General features: G+C 52.6%; 16 protein-coding genes and 1 pseudogene. 7 read left to right on the plus strand and 10 right to left on the minus strand.

The features are described 5' to 3' along the window. The coding region (locus tag J4E70_RS18745; protein ID WP_213891396.1) for a GNAT family N-acetyltransferase at positions 1–442 on the minus strand (442 nt) is incomplete at its 3' end. A gap of 372 nt (positions 443–814) precedes the next feature. Further along, on the minus strand, positions 815–1,672 hold the full coding sequence (locus J4E70_RS18750) for a LysR substrate-binding domain-containing protein (RefSeq protein ID WP_170865130.1): 858 nt from the start codon (positions 1,670–1,672) through the stop codon (positions 815–817). A 115-nt stretch (positions 1,673–1,787) separates the two neighbouring features. On the opposite strand from J4E70_RS18750, the gene J4E70_RS18755 reads away from it, so the two are divergent. From J4E70_RS18755 to J4E70_RS18770, 4 genes are all read left to right on the plus strand, one after another. Next, entirely contained in the window at positions 1,788–2,744 is a 957-nt protein-coding gene (locus J4E70_RS18755; RefSeq protein ID WP_213891398.1) for a DMT family transporter, read from the plus strand. Between the two features lie 358 nt (positions 2,745–3,102). After that, the gene (locus tag J4E70_RS18760) at positions 3,103–3,441 is read left to right on the plus strand and encodes an ArsR/SmtB family transcription factor (RefSeq protein WP_213891400.1); all 339 of its coding nucleotides are present in this window, start codon (positions 3,103–3,105) and stop codon (positions 3,439–3,441) included. Then, positions 3,434–3,919 (plus strand): SRPBCC family protein, encoded by a 486-nt coding sequence (locus tag J4E70_RS18765; RefSeq protein WP_213891402.1) that lies wholly within the window; start codon positions 3,434–3,436, stop codon positions 3,917–3,919. The genes J4E70_RS18760 and J4E70_RS18765 overlap by 8 nt, the downstream gene beginning before the upstream one ends. Further along, the gene (locus tag J4E70_RS18770) at positions 3,916–4,332 is read left to right on the plus strand and encodes a hypothetical protein (protein WP_213891404.1); all 417 of its coding nucleotides are present in this window, start codon (positions 3,916–3,918) and stop codon (positions 4,330–4,332) included. Before J4E70_RS18765 ends, J4E70_RS18770 begins: the two co-directional genes overlap by 4 nt. A 189-nt stretch (positions 4,333–4,521) precedes the next feature. Here J4E70_RS18770 and J4E70_RS18775 read toward each other — a convergent pair whose 3' ends face one another. Continuing rightward, positions 4,522–5,499 (minus strand): zinc-binding alcohol dehydrogenase family protein, encoded by a 978-nt coding sequence (locus J4E70_RS18775; protein WP_213891405.1) that lies wholly within the window; start codon positions 5,497–5,499, stop codon positions 4,522–4,524. Between the two features lie 346 nt (positions 5,500–5,845). On the opposite strand from J4E70_RS18775, the gene J4E70_RS18780 reads away from it, so the two are divergent. Next, the gene (locus J4E70_RS18780) at positions 5,846–6,547 is read left to right on the plus strand and encodes a hypothetical protein (RefSeq protein WP_213891407.1); all 702 of its coding nucleotides are present in this window, start codon (positions 5,846–5,848) and stop codon (positions 6,545–6,547) included. A 167-nt stretch (positions 6,548–6,714) separates the two neighbouring features. Here J4E70_RS18780 and J4E70_RS18785 read toward each other — a convergent pair whose 3' ends face one another. The 6 genes and pseudogenes from J4E70_RS18785 to J4E70_RS18810 form a co-directional block, all read right to left on the minus strand. Continuing rightward, positions 6,715–7,524, minus strand: coding sequence for a class I SAM-dependent methyltransferase (locus tag J4E70_RS18785; RefSeq protein ID WP_213891409.1), 810 nt, complete (start codon positions 7,522–7,524; stop codon positions 6,715–6,717). A gap of 406 nt (positions 7,525–7,930) precedes the next feature. Then, positions 7,931–8,353, minus strand: a pseudogene (locus J4E70_RS18790) (CIA30 family protein); the annotation flags it as partial. A 229-nt stretch (positions 8,354–8,582) separates the two neighbouring features. After that, on the minus strand, positions 8,583–8,741 hold the full coding sequence (locus J4E70_RS19755; RefSeq protein ID WP_213891413.1) for a DUF2256 domain-containing protein: 159 nt from the start codon (positions 8,739–8,741) through the stop codon (positions 8,583–8,585). Then, complete coding sequence (locus J4E70_RS18800; RefSeq protein ID WP_213891414.1) at positions 8,728–10,260, minus strand: cryptochrome/photolyase family protein; 1,533 nt, start codon at positions 10,258–10,260, stop codon at positions 8,728–8,730. Before J4E70_RS18800 ends, J4E70_RS19755 begins: the two co-directional genes overlap by 14 nt. A 25-nt stretch (positions 10,261–10,285) precedes the next feature. Further along, the gene (locus J4E70_RS18805) at positions 10,286–10,789 is read right to left on the minus strand and encodes an aggregation factor core (protein ID WP_213891416.1); all 504 of its coding nucleotides are present in this window, start codon (positions 10,787–10,789) and stop codon (positions 10,286–10,288) included. Positions 10,790–10,862: 73 nt separating this feature from the next. Further along, positions 10,863–11,348, minus strand: coding sequence for a fasciclin domain-containing protein (locus J4E70_RS18810; protein ID WP_213891418.1), 486 nt, complete (start codon positions 11,346–11,348; stop codon positions 10,863–10,865). Between the two features lie 198 nt (positions 11,349–11,546). Between J4E70_RS18810 and J4E70_RS18815 the strand changes: the two genes are divergently transcribed. Beyond that, positions 11,547–12,023 (plus strand): CIA30 family protein, encoded by a 477-nt coding sequence (locus tag J4E70_RS18815; protein ID WP_213891420.1) that lies wholly within the window; start codon positions 11,547–11,549, stop codon positions 12,021–12,023. Between the two features lie 186 nt (positions 12,024–12,209). Here the strand turns inward: J4E70_RS18815 and J4E70_RS18820 are convergent, their stop codons facing one another. Beyond that, a complete protein-coding gene (locus tag J4E70_RS18820) occupies positions 12,210–12,506 on the minus strand; it encodes a hypothetical protein (RefSeq protein ID WP_213891422.1) in 297 nt (98 codons plus the stop codon). A gap of 738 nt (positions 12,507–13,244) precedes the next feature. Between J4E70_RS18820 and J4E70_RS18825 the strand changes: the two genes are divergently transcribed. After that, on the plus strand, positions 13,245–13,805 hold the full coding sequence (locus J4E70_RS18825) for a response regulator transcription factor (RefSeq protein WP_213891424.1): 561 nt from the start codon (positions 13,245–13,247) through the stop codon (positions 13,803–13,805). The last annotated feature ends 794 nt before the right edge of the window (positions 13,806–14,599 follow it).

The following is a 14,599-nucleotide window of genomic DNA, read 5'->3' on the forward strand; positions in this document are numbered from 1 at the left end:
ATTCGATTTTACGAAACCCGAGCTTAAGATACAAAGCCTGCGCCGCCGTGTCGTAGATGCCTGTGTCCAATAGAACGCTTTCTGCGCCTAGGTTTCGAGCATCCTTGAGAATGCTTTCCATCAGCTTACGACCCAAACCCATCCCACGCGCTGATGGTCGCACATAAAGACGCTTAACTTCACAGGCATCCTTACGGATCATCTTTAGAAAAACGCATCCCAAAAGTTTCTGTTCAGTATCGATTGCGAGGTGCAAACCCCCATTCGGTGGAAGATACTCGTCGATATGATCAAATGTATTTGAAACCAATTCATCAGTGTCGAGGGCAACTCCCGAGACCTTACGCAGTTCACGAATTTCATGGTCAAGATAATCGTGCACCAAGCCTTTCAACTGATCAGGGTTCTCCAAGACTTTGGCGGGGCGAATTTCGATGGACATTGGCTCTTCCTTTCGCATTGAAACGGCTCGAAGTTTGGATGAACTTAATGCACCGGCGAACGGCAGCAAAGTCCCGCACAGCAGTCATTGGTGCAGGCGGCAGCGAACGCCTGCTTTGAGCCCGTTTTAACCAATGCTGCGCAGCGCACGAATGGCAGGTTTGGCGGTGTCTGACCTGACGTGTCTTACAGGCCGCCTCAGCGATCCGCAGCAGTATCGCCCTTACTTCGGACGTTTCTTCACTCCGTCGCGTTACAATGTGCTTCGAGCACCAGAGAGGGCAGTTTGAACCGATTTTTCGATCCTGTTTCTCGGTGCTTGATGGGCAGTGGATAGCGGGAAGCCAAGGCGCGCTTGGCTTTTTGAATCTGATCAACGATACGGAGATTCTGCCAGATGCGCTTCAACATGCGCGGCAAAGGCAACTGCGTTCTTGCTATCGTCGTGTGCCATAAAGGTCGTCACATTACCGATGCTTGGCAAACCAAGTTCCGACGAAACAAGTGAAACATCGTTCTTTGCAATTGCTTTTGGCAACGCTGCAATTGCAAGATCAGCCCGCACCGCCGCCAGCTGCCCTGCGGATGTGTCGCTCGAATAAGCCACTCGATAAGGGATTGCTGCCTGATCCAACGCGGCAAGTGCTGCATCCCGCCACGAACACCCCTTTTCCGAAACAGCAATTGGCAGAGGCGTATTCTGCACGGCCGCACCATCTGTCGCTTGCAACCAACAAAGCTCTTCCGTATAGAGTTTGCGCGCAGCGCGTATCCTAGAATTCTGCTCACTGAAAAAGACTACCTGTGCATTTCCAGACCCAAAAAGGTCCTGAGCCGCATCACATGCATCCAGTCTGACTTCGACGCATATGTTCGGGTGCGTCACGGCAAAGCGTTTCAAAAGCGCGGGAACCGTCGATATTCCCAAATCATGCGGTGCAGCAAGCCGCAGATGTCCCGAAAGTGTCGACCCGCGAAATTTTGACAGCGTCTCATCGTTCAGGCTCAGCAGGCGACGGGCATATCCCAAAAACTGTTCACCTGCTTGGGTCAACGTGACCTTCCGGGCATCTCTGTGCAGCAGCTCACAGTTCAGGAGCTCTTCGAGCTTTGCAACTTGTAAGCTGACAGCCGAAGGGGAGCGATTGACGCGGTTTGCGGCCAATCGAAAACTCCCTGTGTCACAAATCGCCGCAAATGTGCGCGCCATGTCGAGGCTAATCGTCCGCATTGGCTCAGCATCACTAGAAAATAACGGTGAGGATATCTCATTCATAAGTCCAGAATGTATCGTTTTTCTAATGTGATGAACAGGGCTAACTTCCCCTCAACTGAGGAGAACAGACGTGGATGCATCAACGAAGACCCTATTGTCAGGCCTGTTTTGGGGCGGCATCGCCGTCGCGGTATTGTCCGGATCTCTCGTCATGTTGCGGCTTGGCGTTCAGACATCCCTCACGCCGTTCGATCTTGCGGCACTGCGTTTTGGCATCGCGGCCTTGTTGTTGGTCGGTGTCATCTGGCGACGCGGGTGGGCGATGGACAAGCTGGGCGTCTTGGGTGTTCTGGCTCTCGTCACGTGCAATGGCGCGCCCTACATAATGGTGCTGTCCTTCGGGTTTGAGTTTGCGCCTGCCTCTGACGCCGGGGCGATCAATCCAGGTCTCATGGCTGTGTTCGTTGGCATTCTTGGGTGGATCTTTCTGGGCGAAAACATGAGGGTGGCCAAAATCGCAGGGATACTGGCGGTGCTGGCCGGGACCGCGCTGTTCACGGACCTGCTGACTTTGAGGCAGGCCTCCTTCGGGCACCTCATTTTCGCAATAACGGGTGGGATGTGGGCGAGCTATGTCATCATCGTGCGGAAAACCAATCTCCCCGCCCTTCATGCAACCGCGATCATTGCCGTCGGATCAGCTCTATCGTTTCTGCCGGTCTATCTTGTGTTTTTTGGGGGGCAAATATTGCAGGCTCCGGTGCGCGACATTGCAGCCCAAGCGATTTACCAAGGTGCGCTCACTGGTGCTTTGGCGGTATTTGCATTCACAAAGTCAACAGAATACTTAGGAGCCTCGGCTGGGGCGGCTTTGACAGCGCTTATTCCAATCGTCACGCTGATTATGGGCGCAGCTTTTCTGGGGGAGACGGTTGATGGTTGGAAAATTTTCGCCTGCGCTCTGGTTGGTCTCGGCGTCTTCCTCACACTTTATGCCCAGCGTTCGTCAGCCGCCAGCCGCAGATCCGAGATGACAGAGCAGCAAACTACGCCCCGGCAATGGCCCACAGGAGAGTCGGGCGCATAACGCCAAGTGAGATACAAAACCGCCAACAACAGCCATTTGCTGAAAATGTCACAGCTCGGCTTGCTTTGAAGCGCGCGCCTGTCTGCGATCAAGACCTCAGGTTTGTCAAGTACCGGAGCAGATTAGTGCTTGTCCAAAGGGGTCATTGGAGCAACCGCAGCGAAGGCTCGCTAAGTCCGCATAGCAGTCGTACAAGCTGATTGTCGCAAGTGTCCGCTATGCGGACGAAGCTGCCGATTAGTAGATATTCAGCAATGTCGGCTTTGGGAAACACTAGTGAATGCGAGATTCACAAGTTGGGTTGATCTCTGTATTATACCACTTGATTAATTAACCATGTGGTATATTAAATGTAGCTATGGATAAGTCTGATCAGCTTGACGTGGCCTTTGCCGCCTTAGCCAATCCGACCCGGAGAGCGATCCTTGCGCATCTGGCGCAGGGCGAAGCAACCGTAAACGCCTTGGCAGAGCCGTTCGATATGAGCCTGCCTGCAATCTCAAAGCATATCCGTGTTCTTGAAAATGCTGGTCTGATCACACGGGGTCGGGATGCGCAATTCCGACCCTGCACATTGAATGCACGACCGCTAAAAGTCGTCGCCGATTGGACCGATCAGTACCGCCACATCTGGGTCACGCGTTTTGACGTGATGAACGAAATTCTCCTGACAATGAAGGAAACAAGCGATGAGTGATCAACAAACTTGGGTAAAGTTACAGCGTGAATTTGATGCTTCGATTGAGAATGTTTGGAAAATGTGGACTGATCCAGAGCTTTTCAAGCAATGGTACGGCCCCATGGGGATGTCTGTTCCAACAGCCGAAATGGATTTGGTTGTCGGCGGAACACGCAAGATTTGTATGGAGATGAAGTCGCCTGAGCGCACGATGTCGATGTGGTTTATAGGTGTTTACAAAGAGATCAAAAGCCCGTCTCGCCTCGTCTATACTGAAAGCATGTGCGACGAAGACGGCACGATTATCTCTCCCCAAAGCATGGGTATGCCATCGGGGCACCCTGATATCACCGAAGTCATTGTTGAACTGAGCGAAGCCGGCGGCAAGACCACGATGACGATGGTTCACGTCGGTGTACCAGAGGGTTCAGCCGGTGAAGGTGGATGGAACCAAGCCTTCGATAAACTTGCGGAGCTCATGGGTAGTATAAAATGAGCGCGGAAGTCTCACGACGAACGGGCTGGAAGCCCATTCCTCTAGCGCTTAAGATTCTGTCTGTCGTGATGGTCGTGTGGGCTTTAGGATCGGCGATGAACCTACCAAACCTGATGGAAAACGGTTTGCCGGTGTTGGGTATATTTGTGTTCGGCATTGGCGCGTTTCTCGTAGTCCTGTTTCTCGATTTCACAGGGCCTGCGATATTCTTTTACGCCCTTTGGAATGGAAAACCCTGGGGCGTGAAGTGGGCCTTTTTCTACATTGGGTTATTCATTCTCAATGGGATTGTTGCTTTGCTCACTGTGAGCGACCGGCTTGGGCTTGCGCAAATTTTAGTGCCTAACCTCGTCAGTTTGCTATTCTTGGCTGTGATCTTCTGGAAGCGGTCCTATTTTACTAATGCTGACTGACATGCATTCGGAAAGTACAGCATGGCTACGCCCTTCTTTGGTTTGTGTAACTTGAGAAGCGGTCATTGGCTGCACCGCAGAATTTTTACACTCTGGGCTCACAGCAGTCATTCGCCGCGTTGCAACCCTAGGTCTGCTGTGCGGACTTTGTTGCCGTTCGTCCGGCTTGGTCAGATGTCTGCTATGCTCCTACGTCGTGACCACAATTTTTCCGCCTGCGGTATTTTCTTCCATCGCACGGTGCGCCGCGACGATATCATCGATGGAAAAGGTCTTTCCTATCGGCGGGATGAAAGTTCCCGCCGCTACGGCATCGACCGCTTGTTGCAATGGCGTCGAAATGAAGTCCTCAGCGCCGCCCGCGTAGGTCGTCAGGTTCACCGCTGTTGGGATCGCCCCCATCGGACTGAAGTGCTCAAGCTCCCATGCGTTCCCGACCATACCTGTCATACAGACGGAGCCGCCCATCGCGGTACATTGCAGGCTGTCCAGCAGCGTTGTCGTTCCGACAAGTTCCAAGACCCGATGCACACCTTCTGGATGGGCCGCCCTAACGGCAGGGGCAATTTCACCTCCGTCAATATAGACTTCATCAGCGCCATTCTTCAGTAGCATGTCGCGCCTGTCCTCTCGTCGGGAAGTCGCCAGCACGCGCAAACCTGCATTCTTGGCAATAATCGCTGCCGTCAAACCCACCGAAGTCGTGCCGCCGCGGATCAAAAGCGTTTCGCCGCTCTTAGCCCCAAGTGAGGTATGCAGTGACCCCCACGCGGTCTGAACCATCTCGGGCAGCGCCCCAAGGACATGCCAAGGCAGCGTTGTGTCAAGTTTCTGAACCTGCCCCACGGGGACGAGAGTATATTCGGCATAGCCGCCATCATATTGTCTGCCCATTCCGCCCATTGCGGTCGCAACCTTGTCGCCTTCACCAAATCCACCATCTGGTGCCGAGACAACCTCGCCCACCGCTTCAATTCCAAGTACACGGGGGAAAGGAACGTTCGGAGAATGTCCTTGACGGGTGAAAAGCTCTGATCTGTTCAACCCAAAGGACCGCACGCGGATCAGCACCCAACCAGGCTTCGGTGTTGGGATTGCCATGGTTTCCACGCTCAAGACGTCCGGCCCTCCGGCTTCGCGGACGACAACCGCTTTCATGCTGCTCATATTGCGTGCTCCTTATACCAAAGCCGACACTAGTCACTTCGCAAAGAATTGCCAGTTTTGGCTCAAAGCAGACTTTCTCTGCCGTCTGCACCGATGACTGCTATGCGGATAAAGCTGCCGTTTGCTAAGATAGTTAAAGCGTTCAACTTTGAGGAGTTCCGAAGTTGTCATAATTTGACTATGCGTTACCAAGTGAGCGCAGACATCTGCTTGTGGAGGTTCAAAATGACTGAAGAAAACGAGAACCTAAACAGCGTATATAGCGCAGAAGATTCCAACGCTGATCGCTCCCGCGTCTTCGATTGCGCAGGGTGGCATTGGCCGAAATTTTGACTGGTTGATCGCCGTGCTAGCCCGGATTTTTAGTTTTGTCACCAACGGGGTGCTCGCCGCGCTGGTTCTGGGCGTGGCTATTCCGGGAAACCACCGTGTAGCGATACCCCACGCCTATGGGCTTTCGGAAATCGCGCCACGCGTTTGGACCGATGCACCAGGTCGCGCGGGTGAGCTTCTGGACATTGCTAACGCATCGCGCGCGAGGGTGATCGACTTTTTCGGCGATGCCGCGCACCCGACACTCATTCTCTGCACCACACGGGTCTGTGCACATTCTTTCGGCATCGGCGGGAACGGGCTTTCCATAGCCGATATGGCGGTCATGGTCAGCCCAGGAGGTCTGACGCAAGGAACACTCACGCATGAGATGACCCATTCGCGGCTACACCGGTCAATGGGTATTTCGAACCTTGTCCGGCAGCCGTATCCGACGTGGTTCGACGAAGGGCTTGCGACCCATGTCGCAAATCATCCTATCTGGCATGGTCAGATCACTGCCTCCGACAGAGCGCGCGTGCGTAGAGTGCGTAACTTCTGGAACTGGGGCGACGCCTATCGCGCTCTTGGCGTTGGCCGCGCATATAGAGCCGCAGCCACCGAGGTTGCGCGCATTGAACGAAAGGCCGGGCATGCCGGGCTTTTGGAACTCATCGCCCGGGCCGAGGCGGGCGAGGATTTCGACACCATTTTGGCTGAGATGCTTGCCCGATAATCATCCCTCGGTGGACTGAGACGCGCTCTGCTTCAGCGTTGGGTGGTCAGACCCTGATTTCGTGCCTGCGCTTACAAAGTCGACAATACTGGTCTGTGCGGGAATTTGACTGATTTATTCCAAATTAGAAGAACCCTAAATCGGCAATGTGTGCTGCGCGGTCCGACTTAGGATGGGCGGCGAGCAACTACCATCATTGGTATCAGTCGGCCCTCTTGATTTGACTGAATCGAGTTCTGAATTCTTGCGGGCATATCGTCGCCCATTGCTGGCGCTCCCCCGATCGTCCCCGACGGCGGCGGACCGCCAGGTTTTGAGCTTGCCACCGAGGCTTTATCTTCAATTTCAACAAATCCGGCGGCCGACAACACATCTATGATTTTCTGTGGAGTTTCCAAAAAGCTGACATCCGGAGTAAGCGCCCAAGGCAACGGATAAATCGGCGGCGCGTTCGGGCCATCAGCAAGATGGCTGAATGTGAATATTCCACGTGGTTTGAGAACACGAAAAGCTTCGCTGAACATCTTAGTCTTGTCAGCCACATTCATCGATACATTCTGACTTAAAACCACATCAAAGCTATGATCCTCGTAAGGAAGCTCAGTAACGCTTCCAACTGTTACGGTGATTTTGTCGTCAAGACCAACCTGTTCGTTTAGTTGGTGGGCCACTTCGACGAATTCAGACGTAAGGTCGATTGCGGAAACCTGACAACCGTAGGTGTCTGCCAGATACCGGCTAGGTCCGCCGATACCACAGCCGGCGTCAAGAACTTGGCAGCCAAATGGTATTTGAGCAAGTTCGGCTTGAACTTCAGTCGTTGTCAGACCTCCGCCATGCAGGTGATCAAGCTCGCTAAGCATTGAAACTGTCAGGATGTCGGAATCGTGACCTGCACTAGAAAGCGCCTCACGTATGCGCTCCATCAGATTGTTGCGGGTATAGTGGTCGACGACCGAATTAGTTTCGGATTTCATGACAGCCTCCCTATGGACAGATACCACTGTAGCGATACCGACTCCAATTGTGCAAACCCCGTGTGGATCCGAATACGAAAACCAGTACCGTCAATTTGGGCTCAAAGCAGAAGTTCGCTGCAGTCTGCGCCAACGACTGCTGAGCGGGACTAAGCTGCCATCCGAGGCGGTGTTCGCAGGGTCTGTTTACCGCCCGAAGCAGTCATTCACCACATTGGTCAACGCTGCGCCGAAGCTTTCGAATTATTAACATTCATGCTCTTCGCAGCATTTCCGGCAGAAGCGTCAGTCAGTGGACGACACTCCCACTAGATATCGCGGGGTAAGATGTCGTTGTGCTGATTGGGTATAAGATTATCGCCATACATTTTTTTCAGTTCTTTGTTCGGAGAGGAATTTCCTTGGATCAATAGACTCCTATGGCACGCACAGACAAATCTGCGTTGTGGTCTCGTCCAAAGGCAACGACGGCAATGCTACGAACATCTGAAATCTTGAAGGATTGGCGTAAAAGCCCGCCGTAAGGAGCGAATGCCTCGAACGGAATGCGCACTTCCCGCCATGCTTGAGATGTATCAAATTCGGCTTGATACAATTGCCACGGCAAAACAGTCCACTTTGTTCTGAGGTGCAGGTAGTAAGGTTGATCGTTGCCGCGCACATTCAAAATGATGCCTTGCGCGGTGTCAGGCAATGGCGCATCCAACTTGGTACGGGCCTGAATAAATCCGCCGCGGTTGGCCGTGCTGACGCGGCCAGTCAACCGCAAGACGGGCTTTTCACCAACGGTCTCGAATGTCGTGCTGCCTTCCGAAACCCCACCCATAACCTGATCGCTGAAGTAATCTCAAAGGGCGGGTTCAGACAATGGGAATTCAATCATAGCGCTCTCGGCCGAGCCAAGTGATGGAACAAGCAGAGCGACAACCAGCGCCAGCCTTCGCAAATTAAGTGAGCGCATGTGTTACTCCTTTGTCCTTCTAGATGTGATAAGCCAGCGCGGGAAATGCAACGGTCGTAGGCAGTTTGCCGCAAGGTTGAGAGAAGAGCCATTCGGGTCATTGCATCCCTTCGTTTGCTGCTGACGTCTTTCGCGTGGCGCGACATTTGGCAGAGCAATAGCGCACGTCTTCCCAAACCTTTTCCCACTTCTTGCGCCAGCTAAAGGGCCGTGCGCACACGTGGCATATTTTCTGCGGAAGGTTAGCCTTTTTCATATGCCTCAATCTCGTTGAAAAACCTTTCAGTATCCGCGCGGATCGCGCTTCGCTTCTCGTCCGTCATGCGATCCAGACCTTTATAAGCAAATCCCATCCTTGGATTGCCACGCAGTTTGGCTGCGTTGCGGTCGATAAAGTCCCAATACAGATAGTTAAACGGACAGGCTTTGGGGCCGTTTTTTACGGAGGGATTGTATCGACAAGACTCGCAGTAATTCGACATTTTGTGAATGTAGGCACCGCTGGCCGCATAGGGTTTTGACGCCAACAGCCCGCCATCCGCGAACAAGATCATGCCACTCACGTTCGGTAATTCGACCCATTCGTATGCATCCGCATAGACCAATAGATACCAGTCATTGACCTGCGCCGGGGCGAGACCTGCGATCAATGCAAAGTTGCCCAAGACCATCAACCGTTGGATATGATGGGCATAGGCGTTCTGCTTGGTCTCCGTAATGCATTGGCGCATGCAGTTCATCTGCGTGTCGGCAGTCCAGTAAAATTCGGGCAACGGGCGCTTGGCTTCAAGGACATTCATCGCCTTATAGTTGGGCATTTTGAGCCAATAGATGCCGCGCACGTATTCACGCCATCCCAATATCTGCCGAACGAATCCTTCAACAGCGTTCAGCGGCGCGCTCCCGTCATGAAAGGCCGCCTCTGCACGGGTGATACACTCCAAGGGGGTAAGAAACCCGCAGTTCAAATAAAGCCCGATGTGACTGTGGAACATCCATGGTTCGTCTTGGACCATTGCGTCCTGATAATCCCCAAACAGCCTCAGCCGCTCATCAACAAACATATCCAGAGCTTGCAAAGCAGCGCCGCGCGTCACGGCGAAATGAAATGGATAGATATCGCCGAAGTGGTCGGGAAAATGTTCAGCCACAAGCGCAATGACGTCTTGGGTGATGTCATCAACATCCGCTTGAAATGGGTCAGGTACCTTCAGGTTTTGAGGTGGGGATTTGCGATTGTCTGCATCATAGTTCCACTTCCCGCCGATCGGCCCGTCATCGGACATCAACACAGCATGTTTGCGGCGCATCTCGCGGTAGAAATGCTCCATGCGGAGCTGCTTGCGATCTTTGGCCCAAGCGGCAAATTTATCCGTCGTACACAGGAAGCGGTCGTCAGGACGGATTGTAACTGGCAAGCTCAGCGCATCAGACCATTGCTTCATCTCTGCCAGCAAGCGGTATTCACCCGGGGCTGTGACAATGACCTCGGAGATGTCATACACATCCGTTAATCGAGCAACCTCGTCGCGCAAAGACCCCGTATTTTTTGGATCGTCGTATGCGACGTAGTGGACATTGAACCCTTGGCTCACGAGTGTTTGCGCGAAATGGCGCATCCCAGAAAACAGAAACACGATCTTCTTTTTGTGGTGTTTGACATAGGTCGCCTCTTGGCGGACCTCACACATCAAAATCAGATCTTCTTTCGTGGCATCAGTAAGGCTCGCGACCGAAAGCGATAACTGATCGCCTAGGATTAAACGAAGCTTCATGACTGCGCTTTGTTTTGCAGTGTCTTCAAGACAAGCAAGCGGCCGTGGGCAACACCAACTCGGCCTTCGTGTCAAACACGGATGACACCCGATCGCGCGCTGTGATCAATGTTGCCGTGGCACCGTTGATCTCGCTATCTGATACAGTGATTTCGCGCACACCATTCGTGTCATCAACGTCAATCGTGAACGCAATTCTTTGCGCCGGGTCCAAATTATTGATCAATAGCGTCGCGGTTTGATCACCATCAGAGATGGTAGGTAGGCTGGTCAAAAAATCTGCGCCTTCGGTCACCTCAAAGGGCTGGAACACCTCCACACCCGCACCCGACCCTGACACGTCAAAGATCAGCCCCGCGCTTGTCCCCTGAAAATCAATGACCAACTCCGAAGTCCCGATCGCACAGGCCCCTTGGTTTGTAACGATAAAAGTATCCTTCGGTGCACGTTCCAAAAACTGGACGCGCACGTCAGCGAAAGATGGTCCTGCGAAGACGGCTGCGCAGGCTGCGATTGAAAAAACCTTCATGCTCACTCCAAGTTTGTAGTTTTGTAGGAAAGGGGTCGGTCGCCCGCGAAACGGGCGACCATTCAAACATTGTTTACTTGGGCAAAAGCACGGCATCGACGACGTGGATTACTCCGTTAGAGGCCTCAATGTCCGCAGTCACAACATTGGCACCATTCACCGTTACGCCGCCTTCGGTCATAATTTTGAGGTCACCGCCCTGCACCGTAGGAGCCGCCATGTCGTTGCTTAGGTCGGTGCTCATCACCTTGCCTGCGACAACATGATAGGTCAGAATCGCAACCAATTGGTCTTTGTTTTCGGGGAGCAAGAGCGACGCAACAGTGCCCTCTGGCAGGGCGGCAAAAGCTTCATCTGTGGGTGCAAAAACCGTGAACGGACCTTCTCCTTTAAAGGTGGCAACAAGGCCAGCAGCCTGAACTGCTGCAACGAGCGTTGTGAAAGATCCTGCGCCAACGGCAGTGTCGACGATGTCTTTGGAATGACCATCTGCAAACGCCATTGAAGCGGTGGAAAAGGCGGCTGCTGATGTGAGGGCAATAAAAGTACGGCGGATCATCTTAGTTCTCCCATGAGATTTATCACCAGCACCTTGCTGGATAATATAGTTACGGGTCGGAGTCGTTTTTGGTTCACTCAAATATGGGAAAGTGGTCACCATAAAGATCAAAACCGGCCTACAAGCGACATCAGGTGTGACGTGGTTCATATACCGCTACAGTGCAGAGAACGCAGGATAAAAGGAGCGATCTAGAACATGCAACTTCACCCTCATTGGGAATTCGTGGCCGACACAGTGATGGGTGGCGTATCTACAGGGAACGTCACTCATGAGATATTTGAAGGGCGAGAGGCAACCGTTCTACGCGGAGAAGTTTCTCTCGACAACAATGGTGGATTTATCCAAATGGCGTTTGATTTGTGCCAGGATGGCTCGAGCGTGGATATTAGCGCCTGGGACGGCATTCAGGCGACCGTATGGGGGAACAGTCATATCTATGACTTCCGGCTACGTACGGCGCAGTTAGCTCGATCTTGGCAATCCTTTCGCACTGACTTCGAGACCAAGTCTGAATGGCAGACTGTCCAAATACCTTTCTCATCATTCATCGCGCATAGAGTGGAAGCGTTGTTTGACCCAACACGCCTTCGGCGCATCGGAATAGTGGCAATAGGTCACGAGTTTAGTGCACTCGTTGCCGTATCAAGCATCGGCTTTTATTCCGCCTCATAGGCGTCCGCACTTGCCCCCTAAACTGAAACGTCTGGTAGCTCGCAACAAACACAAGGGCCATGGCGCATGCAGCATCCGACACATTGGGCTCAGAACAATCATTCGGTGCTACTAGGGTGTTTCAGAGTGCGAAATGGCCGGGTCGCATGAAAACGTGAGCGTTCGCTGCGCTGGCAGCTATTTCAGCTAAACGTGTTCGTCATCATTGCTACGACCCGAACCGAATACAAACATCTTCGGTTTCTTTGCAGCCGTGGTGTAAGTTGCGACCGTAATTGCTGCAGCCGCAATCAAGACAGTGTGCCCGAGAATACTTACTGCAAATATCGTGTAGCTCCCGATAGCGGTAGCAAAAGCAACAGCCCACATGAATGCCAAAGCCTGAAACACATAGTGTCGTGTCCCAACATCGGGAATGTTACGAAGCGGGCTGACATTAGCATCAAATATGAAATTCCATCCGTTAACGACAAGCTGTTTCATCTGGCGTTCCTTTCTAATCCGGCAGCCCACTTCTGGAACGCCGTTTGTTTCCACGTGTTTTCTATATTTATGTTACGGAAGAATGCTCGCTATGGATCACTTATCCTTTCCGTTGGAGAGGCGATTCACGTTAGTATGGGTGCCGTTCCACCACTTAAAACTGAGGCACTTCACTTGTTTCGCCAGGGGGCTCTGAGTAGCAAGGAAACGGCATTCGGACGAGGATGTATTGATGCTACTGCGCGCTATTGAGTTTAGGTCGGCGGGTGGCAGTAATTTTGCATCGGCCTGTCGCGGTATCGGGATCAGCGATGTCACGTAGTATAATCGGCAAAATGGCTTGGCGGAATGGAACGATAACAACCGTCGAAGATGCACTGCCTGGAGAAGGCGAATGGGCGCCTCAAATAGATCGTGGCGGCGCTTAAACTGGACAAGCAGATCCTTAAAGAAAGTCTGAGCTACCTAGATCCCAGAGCCTGACGACTAACCGCCGCTGCTCCATTGATGAGACCAAGGTATGGAAGGACGGTCAACTCGGCCAGATTTCAATTACACCGCAACTCTACGAAATCGACCTGTACGGTTTAGGACCTACAGCCTAGTCCCCAAGAGGACACCAGATCGACCCCGCTGTACTTGGAAGTTTGAACAGCTAGTCATTTGGTGGAGCGACGGATTGACGCGATGGCAATCCAGCCAGCGTCGGGCTCCGTATACAACTCAAAGGTGCTCAAAATGTTGGATATCATAGACAATAATTCGATGCTCATCGTCGAAGATGATGATGCCCTGCGTGACCGCCTCGCAATAGCCATGCAGAAACGCGGCTTTGAGGCCCGGACAGCCGCCAGTGTGGCCGAAGGGCTCGCAGCGATCGAACAGGACGTTCCCGGCTTTGCGGTCATCGACCTGTGGCTGCTCGATGGCAGCGGTCTCGATGTCGTGAGATCGTTGGAAAAACACGACCCCGAGGCACGGGCGATCATTTTAACGGGATATGGTGACATTCCTACCGCTGTTGCAGCGGCGCGCATTGGTGCTGTGGACTATATTGCCAAGCCAGCGACGGCCGACGAAATAGTCGACGTTCTACGCGCACCGAAAGATCAAGTTCCTCCGGCACCGGTCAATCCGATTTCGCCGAACGAGGCCCGCATAGAGCATATTGAGCATGTTTTTCATGAGGCGGGCGATAATGTTTCATACGCAGCGCGGCTTTTGAACATGCACAGGCGCACTCTACAGCGCATCCTTAAACGTAACGGAGGAGGCGGTGTCAGATCACATCGGGACTAATTCAACTAAATACATGTTGTGAATGGCATCGCTTTTGGTTCAGTTCGGCATATCTGTGCGCCAACTGAAAACGCGCTTAAGCCCCTTAACAGCCAAATGTTGATAGGAGTTCGAATGCGCGCCTGAGTTCAGAGAGCTCTCTCAGCGGTCACGCGTACCTCATCGACGACTTGTTCTGCAAATCGCGGACGGCTCAACACACCGAAGTGGTCAGAATCTTATTTGTTATTCGAAAAATCCAGGACTGCCATGAACTTGAATGTGGCCAATAGGCGAAGCTGACATTGGTACGACCGCAGTGAATTGGTGCTGTGCCCGAAACCCGGTACCTGACGCTGTCAGCCTCGCAGCAATTTGCACGAATTGCTGGTTTCCACGCTGCTCAGCAGCACCGAAATCTGCGCTCTTGCAGCATTTTTTGTACCGCGGACACATTTAGCGCCAAAACCCAACGCACACTCTGGGCTGATTGTGTTGACAAATTCCAGTTTTTCCGAAACTCGGTGAAAAAGTTACCCGTTGAGAGGCCGTTGAGTTTTTTGGCCAGGGGACTGGTCAAAACACCGGTTTGGCGATGTGAGGGGCTGGCATGACCTCCTCTGGATAAATGGCGTCGATTTTGCTGATACAAGGACAATTGACGAAAAAATGAGGGCACAGATTTTTCGAGTTTTTCAACATGGCGCAATCAGGACCAGCGTTTAGTTTCAGCTGTTGTTCTTGATGTTCATGTCATTGAAAAGGATATTGACCAATGGAGTATTTTGCTGGTTTGGATGTGTCCATGGAGGAGA

This window comes from Pseudohalocynthiibacter aestuariivivens, from assembly GCF_018457175.1.
GTDB lineage: Bacteria > Pseudomonadota > Alphaproteobacteria > Rhodobacterales > Rhodobacteraceae > Pseudohalocynthiibacter > Pseudohalocynthiibacter aestuariivivens.

What these genes read in the sequence shown, in the direction of transcription:
- J4E70_RS18770 (WP_213891404.1), top strand. Translation starts at nt 3,916, where the DNA reads ATGAGCGCGGAAGTCTCACGACGAACGGGCTGGAAGCCCATTCCTCTA.
- J4E70_RS18825 (WP_213891424.1), top strand. Translation starts at nt 13,245, where the DNA reads ATGTTGGATATCATAGACAATAATTCGATGCTCATCGTCGAAGATGAT.
- J4E70_RS18750 (WP_170865130.1), bottom strand. Translation starts at nt 1,672, where the DNA reads ATGCGGACGATTAGCCTCGACATGGCGCGCACATTTGCGGCGATTTGT.
- J4E70_RS18765 (WP_213891402.1), top strand. Translation starts at nt 3,434, where the DNA reads ATGAGTGATCAACAAACTTGGGTAAAGTTACAGCGTGAATTTGATGCT.
- J4E70_RS18760 (WP_213891400.1), top strand. Translation starts at nt 3,103, where the DNA reads ATGGATAAGTCTGATCAGCTTGACGTGGCCTTTGCCGCCTTAGCCAAT.
- J4E70_RS18800 (WP_213891414.1), bottom strand. Translation starts at nt 10,260, where the DNA reads ATGAAGCTTCGTTTAATCCTAGGCGATCAGTTATCGCTTTCGGTCGCG.
- J4E70_RS19755 (WP_213891413.1), bottom strand. Translation starts at nt 8,741, where the DNA reads ATGAAAAAGGCTAACCTTCCGCAGAAAATATGCCACGTGTGCGCACGG.
- J4E70_RS18775 (WP_213891405.1), bottom strand. Translation starts at nt 5,499, where the DNA reads ATGAGCAGCATGAAAGCGGTTGTCGTCCGCGAAGCCGGAGGGCCGGAC.
- J4E70_RS18785 (WP_213891409.1), bottom strand. Translation starts at nt 7,524, where the DNA reads ATGAAATCCGAAACTAATTCGGTCGTCGACCACTATACCCGCAACAAT.
- J4E70_RS18815 (WP_213891420.1), top strand. Translation starts at nt 11,547, where the DNA reads ATGCAACTTCACCCTCATTGGGAATTCGTGGCCGACACAGTGATGGGT.
- J4E70_RS18810 (WP_213891418.1), bottom strand. Translation starts at nt 11,348, where the DNA reads ATGATCCGCCGTACTTTTATTGCCCTCACATCAGCAGCCGCCTTTTCC.
- J4E70_RS18820 (WP_213891422.1), bottom strand. Translation starts at nt 12,506, where the DNA reads ATGAAACAGCTTGTCGTTAACGGATGGAATTTCATATTTGATGCTAAT.
- J4E70_RS18805 (WP_213891416.1), bottom strand. Translation starts at nt 10,789, where the DNA reads ATGAAGGTTTTTTCAATCGCAGCCTGCGCAGCCGTCTTCGCAGGACCA.